Source organism: Salinispira sp. (genome assembly GCF_059431795.1).
Window position 1 is genome coordinate 36,554 of record NZ_JBXWXS010000003.1, and the last position, 18,639, is coordinate 55,192.

Annotated in this window: 21 protein-coding genes; 8 read left to right on the forward strand and 13 right to left on the reverse strand. The window is 49.0% G+C overall.

What is annotated here, in order from left to right; translation table 11 throughout:
- Positions 1-32: 32 nt before the first annotated feature.
- The 3 genes from AC52PS_RS01315 to AC52PS_RS01325 all read left to right on the forward strand — a co-directional run bounded on the left by AC52PS_RS01315 (position 33) and on the right by AC52PS_RS01325 (position 2,316).
- The gene (locus AC52PS_RS01315) at positions 33-797 is read left to right on the forward strand and encodes a DUF432 domain-containing protein (protein ID WP_495561223.1); all 765 of its coding nucleotides are present in this window, start codon (positions 33-35) and stop codon (positions 795-797) included.
- A gap of 66 nt (positions 798-863) precedes the next feature.
- A complete protein-coding gene (locus AC52PS_RS01320; RefSeq protein WP_495561224.1) occupies positions 864-1,700 on the forward strand; it encodes a mechanosensitive ion channel family protein in 837 nt (278 codons plus the stop codon).
- Positions 1,675-2,316, forward strand: coding sequence for an L-threonylcarbamoyladenylate synthase (locus AC52PS_RS01325; RefSeq protein WP_495561225.1), 642 nt, complete (start codon positions 1,675-1,677; stop codon positions 2,314-2,316). Before AC52PS_RS01320 ends, AC52PS_RS01325 begins: the two co-directional genes overlap by 26 nt.
- A 40-nt stretch (positions 2,317-2,356) precedes the next feature.
- Here AC52PS_RS01325 and AC52PS_RS01330 read toward each other — a convergent pair whose 3' ends face one another.
- From AC52PS_RS01330 to AC52PS_RS01355, 6 genes are all read right to left on the reverse strand, one after another.
- Positions 2,357-2,824, reverse strand: coding sequence for a hypothetical protein (locus tag AC52PS_RS01330; protein WP_495561226.1), 468 nt, complete (start codon positions 2,822-2,824; stop codon positions 2,357-2,359).
- A 52-nt stretch (positions 2,825-2,876) separates the two neighbouring features.
- Positions 2,877-3,905 (reverse strand): FecR family protein, encoded by a 1,029-nt coding sequence (locus AC52PS_RS01335; protein WP_495561227.1) that lies wholly within the window; start codon positions 3,903-3,905, stop codon positions 2,877-2,879.
- The gene (locus tag AC52PS_RS01340; RefSeq protein ID WP_495561228.1) at positions 3,902-4,363 is read right to left on the reverse strand and encodes a hypothetical protein; all 462 of its coding nucleotides are present in this window, start codon (positions 4,361-4,363) and stop codon (positions 3,902-3,904) included. Before AC52PS_RS01340 ends, AC52PS_RS01335 begins: the two co-directional genes overlap by 4 nt.
- 92 nt (positions 4,364-4,455) lie before the next feature.
- Entirely contained in the window at positions 4,456-5,523 is a 1,068-nt protein-coding gene (locus AC52PS_RS01345) for a glycerophosphodiester phosphodiesterase family protein (protein ID WP_495561229.1), read from the reverse strand.
- 56 nt (positions 5,524-5,579) lie between these two features.
- Positions 5,580-6,473: a DMT family transporter gene (locus AC52PS_RS01350; RefSeq protein WP_495561230.1), complete on the reverse strand. Its 894-nt coding sequence runs from the start codon at positions 6,471-6,473 to the stop codon at positions 5,580-5,582.
- Between the two features lie 43 nt (positions 6,474-6,516).
- Positions 6,517-6,858, reverse strand: a complete 342-nt coding sequence (locus AC52PS_RS01355; protein WP_495561231.1) for an arsenate reductase family protein — start codon at positions 6,856-6,858, stop codon at positions 6,517-6,519.
- A gap of 31 nt (positions 6,859-6,889) precedes the next feature.
- Here AC52PS_RS01355 and AC52PS_RS01360 point away from each other — a divergent pair, with 31 nt between their 5' ends.
- On the forward strand, positions 6,890-8,086 hold the full coding sequence (locus AC52PS_RS01360) for a glycosyltransferase (protein WP_495561232.1): 1,197 nt from the start codon (positions 6,890-6,892) through the stop codon (positions 8,084-8,086).
- Positions 8,087-8,140: 54 nt separating this feature from the next.
- Here the strand turns inward: AC52PS_RS01360 and AC52PS_RS01365 are convergent, their stop codons facing one another.
- Positions 8,141-8,827, reverse strand: a complete 687-nt coding sequence (locus tag AC52PS_RS01365) for a DUF2161 family putative PD-(D/E)XK-type phosphodiesterase (protein ID WP_495561233.1) — start codon at positions 8,825-8,827, stop codon at positions 8,141-8,143.
- Between the two features lie 54 nt (positions 8,828-8,881).
- On the opposite strand from AC52PS_RS01365, the gene AC52PS_RS01370 reads away from it, so the two are divergent.
- Both AC52PS_RS01370 and AC52PS_RS01375 read left to right on the forward strand, forming a co-directional pair.
- Positions 8,882-9,835: an aldo/keto reductase family protein gene (locus tag AC52PS_RS01370; protein ID WP_495561234.1), complete on the forward strand. Its 954-nt coding sequence runs from the start codon at positions 8,882-8,884 to the stop codon at positions 9,833-9,835.
- 29 nt (positions 9,836-9,864) lie between these two features.
- Positions 9,865-10,449: a YqaA family protein gene (locus AC52PS_RS01375; RefSeq protein WP_495561235.1), complete on the forward strand. Its 585-nt coding sequence runs from the start codon at positions 9,865-9,867 to the stop codon at positions 10,447-10,449.
- A 2-nt stretch (positions 10,450-10,451) separates the two neighbouring features.
- Here AC52PS_RS01375 and AC52PS_RS01380 read toward each other — a convergent pair whose 3' ends face one another.
- Together AC52PS_RS01380 and AC52PS_RS01385 are read right to left on the reverse strand one after the other, a co-directional pair.
- On the reverse strand, positions 10,452-11,156 hold the full coding sequence (locus AC52PS_RS01380) for a hypothetical protein (protein WP_495561236.1): 705 nt from the start codon (positions 11,154-11,156) through the stop codon (positions 10,452-10,454).
- Between the two features lie 95 nt (positions 11,157-11,251).
- Positions 11,252-11,887, reverse strand: coding sequence for a rhomboid family intramembrane serine protease (locus tag AC52PS_RS01385; protein WP_495561237.1), 636 nt, complete (start codon positions 11,885-11,887; stop codon positions 11,252-11,254).
- Positions 11,888-11,962: 75 nt separating this feature from the next.
- Between AC52PS_RS01385 and AC52PS_RS01390 the strand changes: the two genes are divergently transcribed.
- Complete coding sequence (locus tag AC52PS_RS01390) at positions 11,963-12,784, forward strand: CHAP domain-containing protein (protein WP_495561238.1); 822 nt, start codon at positions 11,963-11,965, stop codon at positions 12,782-12,784.
- 27 nt (positions 12,785-12,811) lie between these two features.
- On the opposite strand, the gene AC52PS_RS01395 is transcribed toward AC52PS_RS01390, so the two are convergent.
- Positions 12,812-13,966, reverse strand: a complete 1,155-nt coding sequence (locus tag AC52PS_RS01395) for a polyprenyl synthetase family protein (protein ID WP_495561239.1) — start codon at positions 13,964-13,966, stop codon at positions 12,812-12,814.
- A gap of 15 nt (positions 13,967-13,981) precedes the next feature.
- Entirely contained in the window at positions 13,982-16,093 is a 2,112-nt protein-coding gene (locus AC52PS_RS01400; protein ID WP_495561240.1) for an FAD-dependent oxidoreductase, read from the reverse strand.
- 192 nt (positions 16,094-16,285) lie between these two features.
- On the opposite strand from AC52PS_RS01400, the gene AC52PS_RS01405 reads away from it, so the two are divergent.
- The gene (locus AC52PS_RS01405; protein WP_495561241.1) at positions 16,286-17,254 is read left to right on the forward strand and encodes an FAD:protein FMN transferase; all 969 of its coding nucleotides are present in this window, start codon (positions 16,286-16,288) and stop codon (positions 17,252-17,254) included.
- Positions 17,255-17,306: 52 nt separating this feature from the next.
- Here the strand turns inward: AC52PS_RS01405 and AC52PS_RS01410 are convergent, their stop codons facing one another.
- Positions 17,307-17,777, reverse strand: a complete 471-nt coding sequence (locus AC52PS_RS01410) for a NusG domain II-containing protein (RefSeq protein WP_495561242.1) — start codon at positions 17,775-17,777, stop codon at positions 17,307-17,309.
- An 80-nt stretch (positions 17,778-17,857) separates the two neighbouring features.
- Entirely contained in the window at positions 17,858-18,601 is a 744-nt protein-coding gene (locus tag AC52PS_RS01415) for an NYN domain-containing protein (RefSeq protein WP_495561243.1), read from the reverse strand.
- Between the last annotated feature and the right edge of the window lie 38 nt (positions 18,602-18,639).

Consider the following 18,639-nt stretch of genomic DNA (forward strand, 5'->3'; position numbering starts at 1 on the left):
GGCAATGCTATCATAAAGACACAGGAAGTAACATGGAGAGATTCTGGCAGGAATTACATATTGAAGAGGCCCGGGAATATAACTGGATCTTTTATCATACGCGGATTAATGCTTTGAAAAATACCGATGAATGGCATGTGTCTTTGCAGTATCTAGCTAATGATCCCGTACACAAAGCCGGTGCCGATGACATAGAATGGCACCGCTTTATCAGCGACGGGAAGAACTCCAAGCTGATGTTCACCCCCCTTCCACCGGATAAACCCGTCCTGGTGAACCCTGAACAGGCGGTGAATATTCTCCCGGGACAAAAGGCCCGGTTTTTTATTCGCATGCCGGTGTGGCTTGAGATATCCCTGTTTACTTCTAAGAGGATACCGATTCTCGAGACCGCACTTGAGAAACTCACAAATACCTGGTTCGGCAGTTCCCTGGAAGGATTTCTGTGCTACAAGCTGAACACCCTTGCAAAAAGAGATTTCCGGGAGACCGGAGATAGTCAGGCTCCAAGCATTATTACACCGGTTCTAATCCGTAACGAATCCCATGAGCTTTTAGCGGTTCAGGATGTTTGTATCCATGCAGAAAATCTCCGGGTCTACCGGGGCGTTGAAAATCTGTGGACGAATGAAATAGGGATAAGTTTTTACGGTAATTCTCAACCAAGCAAGGTAAGTTACGGGGATAAAAAACCCCGCTTTGAAGAATTGCGTGAAGAAACGAGCAGCCCCCGCATTCGGGTAAAGCAGGATATTTTGAGTAAAAGCTTCAGTTTCCTGAAAAATATCAGCAGTTAATCTTCGAAGAAGATACAGCAGTACAGAGAGAAATCAGATGAGAGACATACGATTGGAGAACTTAACATGGAATCCATTATAAAAGATCTGCAGACGTTTTTTTCACAGGGAGATAAACTGGAAACCCTCATGCGGGTGGGATTGATCCTTGTTGTCGGCTTTGTAATTTTAAACATTCTTAAATCCCTCATTGTGAAAAGCATCCGTCAAAAAGCATCGAGCCAAACGGTGATGATCACCCGAAAGGCGATATTTTACAGCGGCGCATTCATTATTTTATTTATGGCTCTGCGGGAAGCTGGTCTGGACTTGAACATCCTGCTCGGTACCGCAGGGGTCGCGGGTATCGCCATCGGTTTCGCATCCCAGACCAGTGTTTCAAATGTCATCAGTGGTGTATTTCTTATGTCTGAGAAGACATTTGAGGTGGACGATATAATTCAGGTGGGAGATAAAACCGGCATCGTAATGTCCATTGACCTTTTGTCGGTAAAGATCAGAACCTTTTCCAACACACTTATCCGCATACCAAATGAAAAACTCATTAATAGCGAAGTGACCAACATTACCCGATTTCCCATCCGCCGCCTGGACATCAATCTGCTCATACATTTCACCGAAAACATCACCAAGGTGAAAGAGCTCCTCCTGACTATCGCGGAGAAGAACCCTTTCTGTCTCAGCAATCCTGAGCCCCTTTTCATCATCAACGGTTACGGGGATCATGGTATGAATATTTTTTTCGGGGTCTGGTTTGAGAAACAGGATTTTCTCAATCTGAAGAACAGTATGCTGCAGGAAATTCAGGAATGTTTTAACGAACAAGGAATACGCATCCCCAGGCAAAGCCTGGAATTGTACCCCAGGGAGACGAGCAATGATCCGATACGTTCAGCCACATGATCCCGATGACCGGGTGATCACCCAGGGCGCAAAAATTCTCGCAGACGGCGGTCTGGTTGCATATCCTACAGATTCCAGCTGGGGAATCGGCTGCTCAAGCGATTCCAAGGCAGGATTGGAAGCTCTCAGCAGACTGAAAGAAGATAAACGCTCACAGTTCTCTCTGATCTGCAGCGATGTTTCTCAAATCAGCAGTGTTTCCAACCTGGATACCACCGTGTTTAAAATCATTAAGCGTCACATCCCCGGTCCCTATGTTTTTGTCCTGGATGCCATCAAAAAGATCGAAAAGAAAATTGCGGTAAAGCGTCGGGAAGTTGGAATCAGGGTGCCTGATCATCCGGTCCCGATCAGGCTGGTTCAGGAGCTGGGAGTTCCTATATTCTCTCTGACCGCCAGCAAAGATATGGTGGACGTATACAGCGAAGAACCCGGTTTTGCAGAGGAAAAGCTTTTCGAGGAAGGCTGGGAGCTTGAAGATGTCCCCGGCATAGACTTGATTATCGACTCTGGCGAAAGCCTGGAGCGCAGACTTTCAACAGTTGTCCGTCTTAGCTACGGCCTGACCAGGCTCATCCGGCCGGGAAAGGGTGCCTGGGAAGAAGAAGATACATAAAAGGCTCTGACCGACGGTCAGAGCCTTTTATCTGCTGTGATCAGTAAGCCGTACCTTCTGCTCCACCCACAGTGAAACTGAGTATCTCATAAAGATTGCTGTTCACCGCATTTGGGATTAGTACATATACTTCCTGCACTTCACCGGATAACGGATATGTTACAGTTACGGGGATTACCGTTGCGTTGAATCCTTCCCGTTCATCCTGGCTGATATTTTCGCTATCTATTACGTAGCTGATCTCTCCTGAGCTGCTTTCAAACGCAGTCTGCAGAAGATTCCCCTCTTTCAGCTCGTCCCGGTTGCTGTTGGCCACCGAAAGATAGCTGTACATATTGTCCCATTCTCCCGCCTTGGCATCGTCCAGAAAGGCTTCCACCGTTTCCGTAGCCGTGCGACTTTCAGATAGGTTTCCGAAAAGATCGCATGAGCCGAGTAGAAGTACTGTTGCCGCTGAGAGAATAACAGCCGCTCTAAGGGCGAAGCCCATTCGGTTATTTGTATTCATATAAAGACCTCCAATTAATTCGTATTGCAATTATACCAGGTCATGATTCACATTAAATATCCGCTTCTGTCAGATAGCGGATCAACCTCTCCTCATAGAGACGGGTGAATTCACGGTATGCGCTTCTAAATTCTTGAGGTAAAGCTTCCCCCCAGTTAGAACTTCGCAGATGCACATAGAGACTGCTCACCACATGCCGGCGCAGGTTCACCGCCGAAAGGGCATAGTAGCGATAGTTCAGCCCGTGATGAAGAGCCCGGGTTTTCAGAGGTTGATATTCATCTATGACAATTTCTTCGGCTTCGTCGGTGGAGCCTTCCTCCCGGAGCTCAATTACAATATCTCCCAGACGCTGCAGTTCCGCATCCGCTTCCCTGTAGGAGTTCCAGAAGTGTTCTGCGTTATCCAGATAGTCAATCAGTAGATCAGTCATGTTTGAAAGCGTTTCCCCGGGATTTTCAAACGCTGCGTCATCCGCTTCATTTCTCCAGCCTGTGAAATCAATTTCGTCCTCAAGAACGGCAAACTGTTCCCCAAGCCCCCGATCCAGACTTACTTCCACGGCTTCCATCCTGGATAAATTCACCGATGCTGCCCCGCTGCTCACCTCAACCAGTCCGTCGCTGATGACGAAGAGGGAACGTCCATCGCTCCCTGCCAGCACGGTAAACTCAGTACCCCTGATCCCGGCAACCGCATTTCCGCTCCGTATACGGGGTTCCTTTCCCGCCAGGCGGTCAAAGCGGAACCCCACCTGACCTTTCACAATGGAGAACACCGTTTCCGGTTCCGAGTCCCCTAACACTGCTTCCTGAATGCTGAAGGCGGTATCGGGCTGAATGGTCACAACAGATCCGTCGCCCACTTCAAGCTCGCAAAATCCGTCAAGTCCGGTGATTACCACATCTCCGGTATTCAGTCTCATTCCAAAATCCGCAGGAAGCAGTTCACCATCGGAAGTCTTAACTTCCACGCTGCCATCGAAAAAAATGATATCCGCATCGGCAGCCCAAACAATCTGCCAAATGGATTGGGTAACAAGAAATATGAAGACGAGCATTGTCACTTTTCGCTTGTTCATTCCCGAACCTCCCCGAAACCGAGGATTCTTGCCTCAGCACTTCGTGAACGGTCCATCACAACCACCAGTTCCCTATCCCGCCAGGAATAAAATACCAGGACATCTTCATTGCTTACATAATTGTGAAACCACTGCTCCGCCTCCCAGCTGTTGCTGAAAATACTATATGATTCCTCATCAACCGTCAGAATACGGTTCATTTCTGCATTGCTGAATTCCAGGGCGGAAAGATTCATCCACAATTCATCCACAAGACCGGCTGATACCAGAATTTCGGTCTCAAATAAAAACGGCCGCATCGTCCGGACTGAAAGATACTCAGTGTCACCCCTGTCCAGAGCCTGAAAAAATGCATCACTTTCCTGCTGCACCCGCTTTTCGCTGATTGTTGCACATGATCCCAAAAGCAGGATTCCCAGCATGAGCAGACCAATGCCTGCCATTCGGTAATTATTCATACCATAATAATAGACCCTGGCAGCGGGATTTCAAGGCATACAGGAGAAAGTAACAGGAAAAACACGCTTTAACCCGAGTAGCTGCACAGATCTCAGTCTTGTGCCTGTCGTCTGAGAATATCCGAAAGAATATCCGGCCTGTCGGTTATAATACCATCCACCCCGATTTCTATGAGATATTTCATTATTTCTGGATCGTTCACGGTCCAGAAGTACACCGCAAGATTCTTCCTGTGGGCATCCCGCACCATTCTTTCGTTTGCAAGGTTGGTATAATAGATATCCTCGTTTTCATCGTAGCTTGCAAGAGCCCGTCGGAGGGGGGCGGGGAGACTTTCAATAATTTTTCGTTCAGCAGGATATATTCGATCTTTAACCGGAAGCATAACGGCTGAATACTTCGGAGCAAGGAAAAAATCCAGAGACAGGGCACTTAGTACACTGAGAGTCAGTGTTTCTCCGGTAGCGGCGCCGGTAGGGATTTCACCTTCACTGGCTTCACGAAACTCCTGTATCACTTCATCATCAAAACTTGCGACAATTACCCTATCCTCCATCGCGAACTCTCCAATAAGGCGGAGAAGCTCCGCAGAAGCTCTGGATGCGCGCTCTGGACCGCTGGCATTCACCGTATCCTTCAGTTCAAGAATATAATAGCTGTCGGGAAAATCCCGAAATAGATCCTCCAGACGTGCGGGAATCATTTGGGCGGCAAGCTCCTCGGGAAGAGAGGAAAGATCTGAAAAGGGTCGTTCTCCTCCGGGATTTACGAAATTCGCAGCGAAATTGTATTCATCCAGCTGTTCATAATCCAGCTCAGCAAGTTTCACCCCTGAGACGCCGGTGGTAGCCTGAATATCCAAGTCATGGTGTGTCACCAGTACATCGTCTGAGGTGAGCACCAAATCAATTTCGAAGGTGTCCCAGCCTCTTTCATATATCCGCCGGTAACTGTACACCGTGTTTTCCGGGTACAGCTCTTTAGCTCCTCCATGGGGAACAATGTGGACATCTCCCGACTCCCCCACTCTCATGGGGTTGCTTCCCCCTCCGCCGGGGGCAAATGGAAGAAGATTCAAAAGCAGGACAACCAACATCACTGCCGCCGCAGAGGCCGCTATTATCAATACAATCTTCAGAATTTTCTTAATGGCTTTCATACTCCCATTGTATTCTCTTATTTGTCAGAATTGTATGAGAATGTGGTTATAAAATCCTATGCTTCAAGATTGATTTTCGCAGTTTCTTTTCGACTTGCATACATCAGACCGCCCACGGCAAGAGCGCCTCCGGCAACCTGTACAACGTTCACCCCTTCTCCGAGAACTATCCACCCCACAATAACGGTAACTACGGGAATTCCATTAATGAATACCGAGGCTTTGGGTGCTGATATCCGGCTGAGAGCATAATTGTAGGATAGAAAGGCGGCAAATGTAGCACCCAGTACCAGGAACGTAAATGCGGCCAGAATTTCCCATTGAACAGCCGTATGAATTAATGCATCACCCTCCACAATGAACCCCGGGAGAAAAAAGAACGTTGCAAAGAACATCTGGTACCCCGTCGTCTGCAGGGGGGTAATTTCCCTGGAAATTCGTCTTGAAAGAAGCATATAGGCAGCTCCGGAAACCACTGCAAGCAGTATGAACAGATTGCCTTGTAGGGATGAATCCTGAACACCGGCATTTTGATCAAAGAGCGTAATAATTCCAATACCGGTAATGGATATTACCGTTCCGATCCACCCCCGTCGGCTCAAGGCCTCATTCAGAAAAAAGGCTGACGCAAGAGCCACCACTGCGGGAATAACGGCAATAATAATGGCAGAACTGGCGGCACTGGTACGTTCCAGGCCAAGGGATTCAAAGAGGAAATACAAACCGGGCTGGAAAATTGAGAGAAGAATGAGTCTGGGAATGACCCGCCGGGGTATGGCAAGCCGCCGCTTCCAAAGAAGTGCGGCCAGAAATACCAGCGAGGCACCGGCGAAGCGGAGAAACATATAGGCCCAGGTGGGCCAGACCTCCAGTACAAGCTTGGTAGCCACAAATGAAGATCCCCAAAAAAGGGTGGTGATCATAAGTGCGGCGAAGGTGAGTATGTTCACTGTGGTTCTCCGTGTGGGTTTTTATACTTTTCCGGGCCCGGCTTTAGGCCTGCTCAATCCATTGCTTCCAGATTTTTTCTTCTATTCCCACCGTAACCGAAGAGCCGTTCCGCACAAGGGGCATTTTTAACAGCAGAGGTTCTTCGAGAATTTCCTCTCTTGCATCGAACTCCATGTAAGAAAGCCCTTTCCGGCGGTACTCCTTGCTATCTGTATCAAGGATATCTTCCGGGGTATGCTTCGACAAAACGGCGTCCAGTTCCCGGGGACTGATTCCTTTTTCATCAAGCAGTCTGATCTGATACGGAATCCCCCGTTCCTTGAACCAACGTTCAGCTTTTTGGGTATTTCGATTTTTTCTGGTTCCCATAATTTGTATATTCATGACATGCTTAGGGTATCAAGGAGAAGAGAAAATGTTAATAACCGGACAATTTAATGACAGTCTTCCTCCAATCATGGATGGAGTAGCCATTACCGCAGCCAATTACGCATATTGGTTAAACAAAAAACATGGACCCAGTTTTGCGGTTGGACCGAAAGTCCCGGATTACGTGGATGATCAGGAAAACATCCTGCGTTTCATGTCCCTTCCCCTGCAGCTTTCCGGTCCCTACCGGCTGGGTATGCCGAGAATCGATAGAAGCTTCAACAAAATCATCGATGAAATTCCCTTTGATCTGGTACACGCTCACTGCCCTTTTGTAAGCGGAAATTACGCATACCACCTGGCCAGCACCAGAAAGATTCCCATGGTAGCCACATTTCACTCCAAGTACAGGGATGATTTTGCCAGCATTATGAAACTGGATATCACCATTGACCAGGCAGTGGAGATGGTGGTGCGTTTCTATGAAAAAGCCGATGCAGTGTGGGTTCCCAACGAAGGGATTATCGAAACCTTCAGGGATTACGGATTCAAGGGTGATATTGATGTGATTCCCAACGGCAGCGATATCGGTGTAACAAGCGAAAAAGAGCGCAGAAAACTTGCAAAAGCCGGATCCGAGCGCCTTCACATCCAAAATGATAAGCCGGTACTACTCTACGTAGGCCAGCACCGCTGGGTAAAAAACCTGAAAATGCTTCTCCAATCTTTGAAAATCCTGAAAGACTCTGGGGCACAATTCAATATGCGCTTCGTGGGTTCAGGAAGTGAAGTGGGCGAGATGAAGCATATGGTGAAAAAAACGGGACTGACACAAAATGTTGAATTCATCGGGCCTATATATGAGCGGGATGCCCTTCGTGAAGCCTATGCCGCTGCAGATCTTTTTGTATTTCCATCCATGTACGACAACGCTTCCCTTGCAACCAGAGAGGCGGCGGGGCTGAAAGTACCTACGCTGTTCTGTAGCGGCGCCACAACCGCCAAAGGCATCGAGGACGGGAAATCGGGTTTTCTCGGGGACAATGAAACGCCGAAATTCGCCGAAAAACTGAAATCTATTCTTGAGCAGCCGGATCTTCTTAAAAGCACAGGGGATGGCGCTCATAGCTTCCTTTATATGCCCTGGGAAGAAGTGGCCGATATTGTGAATGAAAAGTACGAAGAAATTGTTGACCGGTTTAAAACTCAAAAGCTAAAGCGCATTGTTGGCCGAAACCGCTGAATCCGGCTCATCGGGGTGCTGATTACATAGTGCCCCGATGAGTGTGGAATCTGTTTAACCGGAAGGGATTTTCCGTATCACTTCGGGATATCTTTCGAGGGCCGAAATTCCCGCAGAAGATATGCGGTACACCCCTCTCTCCACTCTCTCAAACCAGCCGTACACGTTCTGGGATAACACTCTGCCGGTTTTTGCCGGTAAACCGGCTTTCTGAAGCTGTGCCGGAGATGCGCTTTCCCGCTTTTTCAGCTCTACCGCTATTCGAATGCTCAACTGTTTGAATGCGGTAATTTTCTCAATCTTTGCAGCTTCACCAGCCTTGTTGAATTCGGCATATCGACCGTTGATTTCACGTATAATATTATGTTTTCGTGAGGGTATGTTAAATAACCGGGGATCCTGGGGATGGAGGGCTACTTCCACCCTGGATTTGGTTTTCATCAGTCGGACATAAATCAGTCCAATGCCCAAGCGGCGGAGAAGTTTCTTAATTCCGGTAAAATTTGCAGGGTATGAGCGTCCGCTGGTCAAGGGGACCGCCACATATACGCTGTCGTTCAGTTCCTGGCGGCTAACCGCCTGGAGGATAAGCTGAAGGCTCATTCTCATCTTTATTTCAACAATGAGCATCTCTTCACCCCTGGTGGCCACCAAGTCACAGTTTTTCACTTCGCTGTACACCTCGTAACCCTGTCCGCTGAGATATTTTTGCAATGGGTTGAATAGATCACTTTCCTTCATAAAAACTTGTCCTCCTTCCCTGCACATTGTAGCATACAGAAAAGAGGAGCAGACATGGAATACAGAAGAGTTGGTAACAGCGGACTGAAGGTGAGTGAAATTGCATACGGCTCATGGCTGACGTTCGCAAACCAGGTGGAACTGGAACATGCAAAGGAAATAATCCAGCGGGCATTTGAGCTGGGAGTGAACTATATCGACACGGCAGATGTGTACGCCCGGGGTGAAGCGGAGAAATTGCTTGGTCAGATACTGCCCGAGTATAACCGGCGCCATTATGTGATTGCCACCAAAGCATTCTGGCCCATGAGCGACCATCCCACTGACAGGGGGTTGAGCAGAAAACACATCGCCGATTCAATTCAGGGAAGCCTGGACAGATTGAAACTAAAATATGTAGATATCTTTTACTGTCACCGCTTTGATGAAGAAACACCGCTCATTGAAACTCTTGAAGCAATCGAAGACGCCGTGCGGCAAGGAAAGATTCTTTACTGGGGCACCAGCGAATGGAAGGCGGAACAAATCCGGGCTGCAGTAAGTATCTGCCGGGAACGGGGCTGGCACCTTCCTGTCATCAATCAGCCGATCTATAATCTTCTGAACCGTAATCTCGAAATTGATATTCTCCCCACAACCGTGGAACTGGGAATGGGCACCGCCAATTTCTCCCCACTGGCACAGGGGCTCCTCACCGGAAAATACTCCAAAGGGAAGGTTCCTCCGGGCAGCAGAGGTTCAAATGAAAAATTAAATATGTTCATGAAAAATCAACTACAGGATGAAGAGCTGCTTCAAAAAATAGATGGTCTGGGAGAAGTAGCCGACAGGTATGACCTGAACATCGCCCAGCTTTCCCTGGCATGGATTCTGCAGCAACCGGGAATCAGCTCGGTAATCACCGGAGCTTCAAGCGTTCAACAGCTGGAGGACAACGTCAAGGCCAGCGGAATTACCATCTCAGAAACGGATATGAAAGCGATAGACGCACTCTTTCCCCGTTCCTGAAATATCCTTCGGAGACAGGCGCAGATCAGATGAAATCAAATGAGAAACCCATACAGAAAAGCAAAAGTCTGCGGCGGGTAGCGCTGGAGACCGCCGCTTTTTTCGCCCTGGTGTTTATAGTGTATCTGCTGCTCTGGATTTTTTTCCAGGAGGAACTTCGAAAACTGAGCGAGTGGAGTATAGAACACCTGGGGCTGGCCGGGGTGGCGGTTTTCGTATATGCGGTTGACACCTTCATTGTACCCGCAACCGCCGACCTCGTTTTTCCGCTGACCACTGGTTGGCCGGCCGTACCCCTGCTTCTCACCATGAGTGCAGCATCCATTCTGGGCGGCATGAGCGGCTTCTTCCTGGCCAGGGCACTTTCCCACATTAGCTGGATTCAGGATGCCGTCTCCTATTACCGAGAGCACGGTGAACGACTCATCCAACGCTACGGGATTTGGGCAATTGTCCTGGCAGGTCTTACCCCTCTGCCATATTCCACAATCAGCTGGATTGGAGGAATGCTGAAAATACCGGCGGCGGGGTACCTACTGGCCTCCCTGAGCCGGATTCCCCGTTTCTTCCTCTACTATCTGATTATTGAGAGCGGGCGTATGCTTATCTCTTAAGCTCAGAAGGTCTGATACGCCTGCACATCCTCAGTATCTATGATTATCCGCAGAGAAGTAAAAATCTGTCCGCCGTCGGCAAAACTCCGGGGAATATTCCGCAGGGCGATCCGCCCCCGAATCTCTCTGGGTTTATTGGGAATTACCTGCCGGTAGTAATTGCGGATCGCCTGCTTCACCGCCTCATTAAATGATTCCATGCGGCTCTGCATATCCGTTCTATCAGGTAATTCCGCCTGACCAACCATATCCGGCAGCCGGCTTGTGCGCCAGGCCTTCAGGCGGGATCGCTCGTAGTCTTTGGGAAAGTAGCGGAAGGAGAGTTCAATTTTCTGATCCTCCTCAAAATATCCCAGATATTCCAGGTCATCGTCTCCCCAAGGAATCTGATAAACCGGTTCGATGATGAAAATTTCGGAGACCTGGCGTGATAGATCCGAAGGACGGTAAACAAATTCATACCCGTAAATAATTCCGGAAAACCATTGTCGGCTCAGCTCAAGAAGGTCTCTAATGTACTCCCGATCATTGGTGGGTGTGAGAATCTGTTCTGTGAGGGGGACATTGTAGGAGTTTGTATGACTTCTGTTTATCCAAAAAACGGCCTGCAGCTGGGAGAAATCAGGATACACGGCTTCCTGGGAAAATGAAATTCCCGGCAGGAGAGTCAGCCAGATCATGCACAGGGTAAATGATTTTTTTATCACAGCGGTCTCTGCTCCTAATAATCGTATCGGCAGAGCCGGCGGGGTTCTCAAGAAACATGAACTGTAATTCAGGACACCGCTGGCAGCAGTGAATATCAGCCCTTCAGCCCCCAGGCCTCAAGAGGATTTCTGCCAATTCGCACCAGAAAGTAAAAGAAGGCGAAAACAAAGCCCCCGAGATGTGTCATGTGAGCTACAGAACTGTTCATTCCGCCAAACTGGTTTAAGAGGGCAATCCCTGCATAGACGAGAACCAGGGTAACCGAACGCATGGGAATAATCCCCATAATGAAAATCCGTGCATTGGGATAATAGGTTGCAAACGCCAACATCACCGCATACAGGGCACCGCTGGCTCCCATCAGGGCAACCACCTGTATCCCGGAGAGTATATAAATACCATAGGAGAGCAACCCGGCCAGGAAACCAGTGATCAAATAAAACATGATAAATTCCCAGCTTCCCATTTCATGTTCAACCTGGGTTCCGAAAATAAACAAACCGATCATATTGAAAAGAATATGGTTAAAATTCGCGTGAACGAACATGTAGGTAAGGAAGCTCCAGACGTAGCCCCGGTTAACCAGGGCTGGGACCATGGAGAGGGTAATTTGGACATCCCGGCTGAAACTGGTTACCAGGAAAAAAACCAGGTTGAGCACTATAATATATAATGTTGCATTAAAATGCGTGTACGGCAGAGATTTGCGCAGTATATTTTTACTTGTCATATGTACTCCATTTCTGTTTCTGCTAAGGTACCCAGCAGAAGGATATTGGTCAACGAATTCATAAAAGGTAAATGAATGAAGATTCATAGAAGCAATATATATATCCCAAAGATCAGGACATTCACTCCTGTTTTTTTTCTCCTGACATTGCTGCTTTTTCAATCATGCGCCAGTCTGGATTTCGGGCACAGCGTATATCCCGACGCGAGGATGAAATCCCGGGGGCGAAACACAACACTGCCGGAAAGCCGGGGTGCTGCAGAAAATGGCGACATGGTGATCGAGAGCAGTCATCCCCAACTTGGGGAACGGCATGTCAGGGACGGATACATTCTACCCAACAGGATTCAGCAGCAGATAGTGGAGTCGGGCATTAAACTTACACAAAGAAACAGTCTTACCATCCAGGGAAAAGAGTTCACCCAGGACTGTACCGGCACGGTCTTGGCTGCATACTGGGGGGCAGGCTTGAATCCTGTGAAGTATTTCCACCTTTACAACGGAAACGGTGTAAAACGGCTTCACGATATGGGAGAGGCATATGATCTGAATTATTTTTCCAGCCTGCCAAATCCGGGAGATGTGATAATCTGGGATGACACCTACGACAGAGACGGGAACGGAAAGTGGGGAGACCCCTACACCCATGCGGGCATTGTTGTTTCCGTGACAGAAGACGGTCAGATTACCTACTTACATTACAACTACGCCAAGGGTGTGGTGCTGGAGAAAATGAATCTTACCCGTCCCGATACCTATACCGACAGCAAGGGAAATCTGGTGAACTCCGCCATGCGGATGAAATCCCATCGCTATATAAAGCCCGAATCCTGGCTGTCCAGCCATTTGGTGAGGGGATTTATTCCGCTTTACCGCTATCCTGAGATTGAAAAATAACGTGTTCAACAAAAACCGGAGCCAGGTTTAGCTCCGGCGTGTCAGCAAAGAGTCTGTTAAATCCTTCAGTTCGGTGAGATCTATACCGGCCAGTTCCTCAGCCCGGTGAAGAGCTTTATCTGCCCGGTTCGCGTACAGCTCAGCCTCGGACAAACCTGCCGTACAGGCGGATTCCATCCGTGGATCCCGCAGCATTTCATCCACCGGGGTTTCGCCCCGCCATATTGCCCGGATCTCTTCTTTTTCAAGACGCATCTCCCGCAGCAATCGAATTACCGGAAGGGTGAGAATTCCGTCCCGAAGATCCTGCCCCTTGGTTTTACCGTTATCTGCATGAATATCCAAATCAAGAATGTCATCGATGATCTGGAAGGCCATACCGTTGGCGTAGCCGTACCGCCGGATATATCTGCACTCCGGGGGATCGTTCCGGGGGTCGTCATCGTACGCTCCACCGCTTTTCAGCTGCAGGGCTTCCCGGGTACCGATATACATGGCCAGGGAAAACATAACGGCGGTTTTCCCGGCAATCCGCTGTTTGTAGAGCCGCTGGCTTGAGCCTGCATCAAGATCGAAGGCAAGACTGTTCTGAAGCATTTCGCCCCTGCAGATGCCTCCAACCACACGACTGATTATCCTGGCGGAATTGACGCTTGCGGATTCACTTACTAGTTGAAAAGCCATGGTAAGCAGGTGATCACCCAGCAGAATAGACAAACGATTGCCCAGAAGCTTGCTGGCAGTGGGTCTGCCTCTTCGCAGTTCTGCATTATCAAGCACATCATCGTGCAACAGGGTTGCGGTATGCAGTACTTCAATTGCAGCTGCCAAAAGATAAAACTTGAACGGAAGCCCCCCGGGATACGGGATCTTTTCCAAATTCATCGACTCGAAGTTATAAAAATCGGGTATGTTTTTTTTGATTTTTCCCCGAAACTGTTCTGCATCCATATTTCGAACAGTGGCGGGAATTTTGTCCGGCTTTCGTCCGTAAAAGATGCCCGCACACAATAGCAGCAGTCCGGGTCTGATCATCTTCCCGGGAGGATCGAACAGTGAACGTGCGGCCTCCTGGATCCTGCCGTTGGGAAGCTGATACTGATCTATACTCTCAATAATGATCCCCCGAACCAATTCAAGTTCGGGGGTCATCCATTGGAGATTCTTCCAGAATTTTTTCATCGCAATACCGCGGCTTTATTTCTTGCGGCGGCGGATTACCGGCTCATCCGTGTAAAGATGTGTCCGCTGCGCCAGCTGAGTGCTATTCCACCGACGCTTCAGCCAGGGCATTACCCAGTGGTCCAGACCGGCAACATGTCCGGCTCCGCCCATCATCACAATGGCCAGAAAGAGGAACCAAAGCTGTGCCCAGGAGAACATTCCCGAAAGGATGAATACGAACACCAGCCCGATAGATGCAACCGCCGCAGGCCAGGTAAAGAGTCCTGCAATCAGAGCAAGCCCGATAGCCACTTCAGCACCCACAATCATAACCTGGAAGAGCTGGTAGGGCAGCAATGCAAACAGACCATCCATGAACGTTTCCCGGAACCAGACAACAATGGGGGAATCCCATTGAAAAATGGTTTGCTCCAGATTAATGGTCCACCCGCTTACCGTCTCTGCTGCGGCTTCGGTGGCCTCACCGGCCCATTCGGTTGCCGCTGCAGTAGCATCGCCTGCTGCTTCACCGGCCTCGGCAGCAGCATCTCCGGCTACCTGTGCCGCTTCACCTGCTGCTTCGCCGGTTGCTTCCGCGCCTTCTTCCCATTCGGGGCTGGCGGCGGCAACTGCTTCCGCAGCTCCGGCCTGGGTTACGCCCTGACTGAACATCCATCCTGACTTGGTTCCCTCAGAGAAATTAAGCCAGCCTTCACCGACCTTCTTCAGACCTTCAACAACCCAGACAAAACCAAGCCAAAGCCGGGCAGGAAGGGCCCAGTATGCGGGAATCTTTGCCGCTGCATGTCCGCCGATAATTGAACGTTTATTTCTGATACTAAGGAATTCTTCTTTCAAGTATCCCCAGACTGCATTCACACCTGCGAGTTCGAAAAGATAGTGAACGTTTATCAGATGCTTGGCCGCCATGGCCATGAAGCCGTAGAGGCTGATTCCCATTACATGAGCCACTCCGTACTTACCGCCGATGGAAACCATAAAACCGTGGTAATTGGGCTTGAATGATTTTTTCTCGCCGCCCTTGATCTCCGCAATGATGTTATGAGCTACAACATCACCGGTCTGTATGGCTGTTTCCACTATCTGAGGAACGACCTTTTCCTCGTTCACATACCAGATCATGTCTCCGCAAAGATATACGTTGGTAAAATCCACAGACCGCATGTTTTCAGTCACCAGGATTCTTCCCCGTTCACCCACAACATAGCGGTCATCATCATCAAAGTGACAGCCTGCCATACCGTGTATACCTTCTGGGCTGGCGATAGAACAGTTATCGTTGGATGTTTTTCCCTTGGTGAGGGGAATTCGGGCGGTGAATTCGGATCCATGAATACCACAGGTCCAGACGAATGTTTCGGTTTCGTACACAGTGCCATCGGAAAGAGTAAACTTACCCGGTTCACCTTCCTTTACCGCTGCATTCAGATGCACTTCCGCACCCATTTTATCCAGATACTTCATGGCAGCCTTCTGCGGCTTTTCAGGCAGTATGGGCAGAATGGAATCCTGGGCTTCAACAATGACAATCCGGACTTCTTTCTTATTGATGTGATATTTATCGCAAAGTACATCCCTGAGCTCCAACAGCTCACCCGCCAGTTCCATACCGGTAAATCCGGCTCCGGCGATCACAAAGTTCAGCAGTTTTGCCCGCTTTTCCTTGCTGGGTTCCTTTGCTGCTTCCCGGAACATAAGCTCAACATGCTCCCGGATACGGATAGCATCCTCCAGACTCCACAAAGTAAAAGAATTTTCCTGTATACCGGGAACACCGAAGAATTCCGGCTGTCCGCCGGTGGCAAGAACCAGGTAATCATACTCGTATTCGAAGCTTTCCGACTTCACGATTTTTTCTTCAAAATCGATGGTTGAAACTTCGTCACTGATGACATTTACCCGTTTCCCACCGAAGATTCTTTTGAAACTGATTTGCACAGCTTCGGGTTCGGTTCGATGACCCGCAATTTCATGAAGTTCAGTCATAAGGGTGTGGTACGGGTTCCTATCTATAAGGGTGATCTCAACGGATCTATCCTTTTTGAATTCCTTGTACAGTTTTTTTACGGCGTGAACACCACCGTAACCTCCGCCAAGGACGACAATTTTGGTACTGTCGCTCACAGAAGCCTCCTGATTAGCTTGTGTTGCTTATCAAATGATTGATATAAGTGTTTACATATGAAAAATAATAACATGCAGAAACGAATTACGCCACGGATTCGTAGCCTTCAAAGGCTGTTAATTCGATCTTTTTTTATCTATATAGTATTTTTTCTATCTTCTTGTACAGGGGATTCTAGCCCCGGAGAACCTGTGCGGAGAACTATTCAAAGTCTTGGTACCATCATTACCATCACAATATACGATGATCCTAAAGATGAGCATTTTTCCGAATCCTTCAGAATTGTACGGAAAGTTCATGACCTGATGAGCCTGGAGGTAGAGGAAAGCGATTTGAACCGCCTGAACCGGGCCGCTGGCAGCGGCCGGGCGTTAGAAATAGATCGCTGGACCTATGAAGTTTTGGAGGAAGCAATCCACATGGCTGAAGTGAGCGATTCTGCCTTCACGCCGGCCATAGAACCCCTCGTTTCCCTGTGGGATATCGGCGGGCCGGATCAGCAAGTTCCGGATCGGAACCTGATTACTCCCCTGCTCCCCCTTCTTGATTATGAACAGATCCGTCTCTATGAATCCGCTGATCCTTCTTCAGATTCTCCCCGGGCGGAACTTCTCAGATCCGGAATGGGAGTGGATCTGGGGGGCATAGCCAAAGGATATGCCGCCGATCTGGTATCTGACTATTTAAAAGAAGAAGGAGTGCAGCACGCCATTCTCGATTTCGGCGGTAATATTATGACCATAGGCCGAAAAACTGCAGAGCAGCCCTGGACCATCGGCCTGCAAAGGCCGGACATGCAGCGAGGGGTGTATCTTGGCACACTGCCGGCTGACGATCTTTCCATTGTTACATCCGGAGTATATGAGCGCTTTTTTATCGAGAACGACACCCGCTACCACCATCTGATAGATTCCCGGGACGGGTATCCGGCGGATAACCGCCTTGAAGGAGTGGTGATTGTTTCCGATATAAGCATGATAGCAGACGGCTACTCCACGGCTGTTTTTGTGCAGGGACTTGAAAAGGGAAAAGCCCTTGTAGAATCACGGGATGAAATTGAGGCGATTTTTATAACAGACGACCTGAGGGTTATTGTAAGCCCCGCTCTTGAGGGTAAATTCACGCTTATTGATGATACCTTCACCATCGGAGAGTGGTAAGAACAGCGGCAATGCGCCGGCTGGATTAGGGGAATAAGACTGGCAAAGGTGGTCAGAATGCGGTGGCGTCAATCTCTGCTCCGCTGTCGTCCCTGGGTGGAGCACTATCCAGTCGGATAATGATGCGATTAGGCAGACAGGCCGCCCAATCACCGCCGTTTTCCAACCAGCCGGCATGTACGCAGATCTGGTCCCTGCAGTCGGAACTGAGAAACCTCGCTCGTCCGTCTCCGTCCAACTCAATGCTGGTAGAGCCGATGGGCCCCTCATACTCAAGGAGTCTGGGAGTTTCCAGATCGTAACGGTACTCATCTCCCGCACTCTGTATCAGCAGAGAACCTGCCTCGCCGAAACTCTGTAAAGAGATCACCAGAAACAGGCTGAACAGACCGGCATACACCAGAGCGACGGCAAAATCGCCGGGCTTAAGAAAGTCCCCCAGATTCTTCAGAAGGTTTCCTGCTGCCGAAGCCCGCCGGTTCTCTTTTCCCCGGCGGTTTCTTTGATGTTTGAAACTACTCATTGGTATCCCATTCTGTTTTTAAGCCCGCCCCTTCATACAGGTTATCCAAGGCACCGGGAAAAATCAAATTATTAATAATTTTATTTATGCTTCCGCCGGTCCCGTATATATAATGAACGGCCGGAGCTGCCGGGATTTTTTCTGGGATCTATTTCAAACAGGTCGATTCTCTGTACCAGTTCCCCCAGCTTTGAATAGCCATAATTCCGCGGATCGAACTGGGGCCAGGCATTCATTATGATCATCCCCACGGTACCAAGATTTGCCCAGCCTTCATCATCCTCGCTGTCCTCAATGGCTTTCCGGATGGAATTGATCAGACGTGAATCCTGCTTCAGCATATTACTGTTGTAACGTTTTATTTCAGGTGCTTCTTCTTCCTTGGTACTTCTCAGATTCTCAGTATAAATAAACCTGTCACAGGCTACCACAAAGGATTCGGGAGTCTTCTTTTCACCAAAACCATACACTGTCATCCCCGATTCCCGGAGCCGGGAGGAGAGTCGGGTAAAATCGCTATCAGAGCTGACAATACAGAATCCATCCAGCTTTCCCGAATACAGCAGATCCATGGCATCTATGATCAGGGCCGAATCTGTTGCATTCTTTCCGGTGGTATACGCAAATTGTTGATGGGGCTGAATGGAATACTGAAGCACCATATCCTTCCAGGATTTTAAATTGGGACTGGTCCAGTCACCATAAATCCGTTTGACACTGGCAATGCCATAGTTGGCGACCTCTTCCAGAACCGCTTCAATTATTTTCGGCTGGGCGTTATCAGCATCGATCAGAACCGCCAGCCTTTTCTGTAATCCTTCCATTGTGCCTCCATAGGCCGTTTCCCGGCTGACCGACGTGT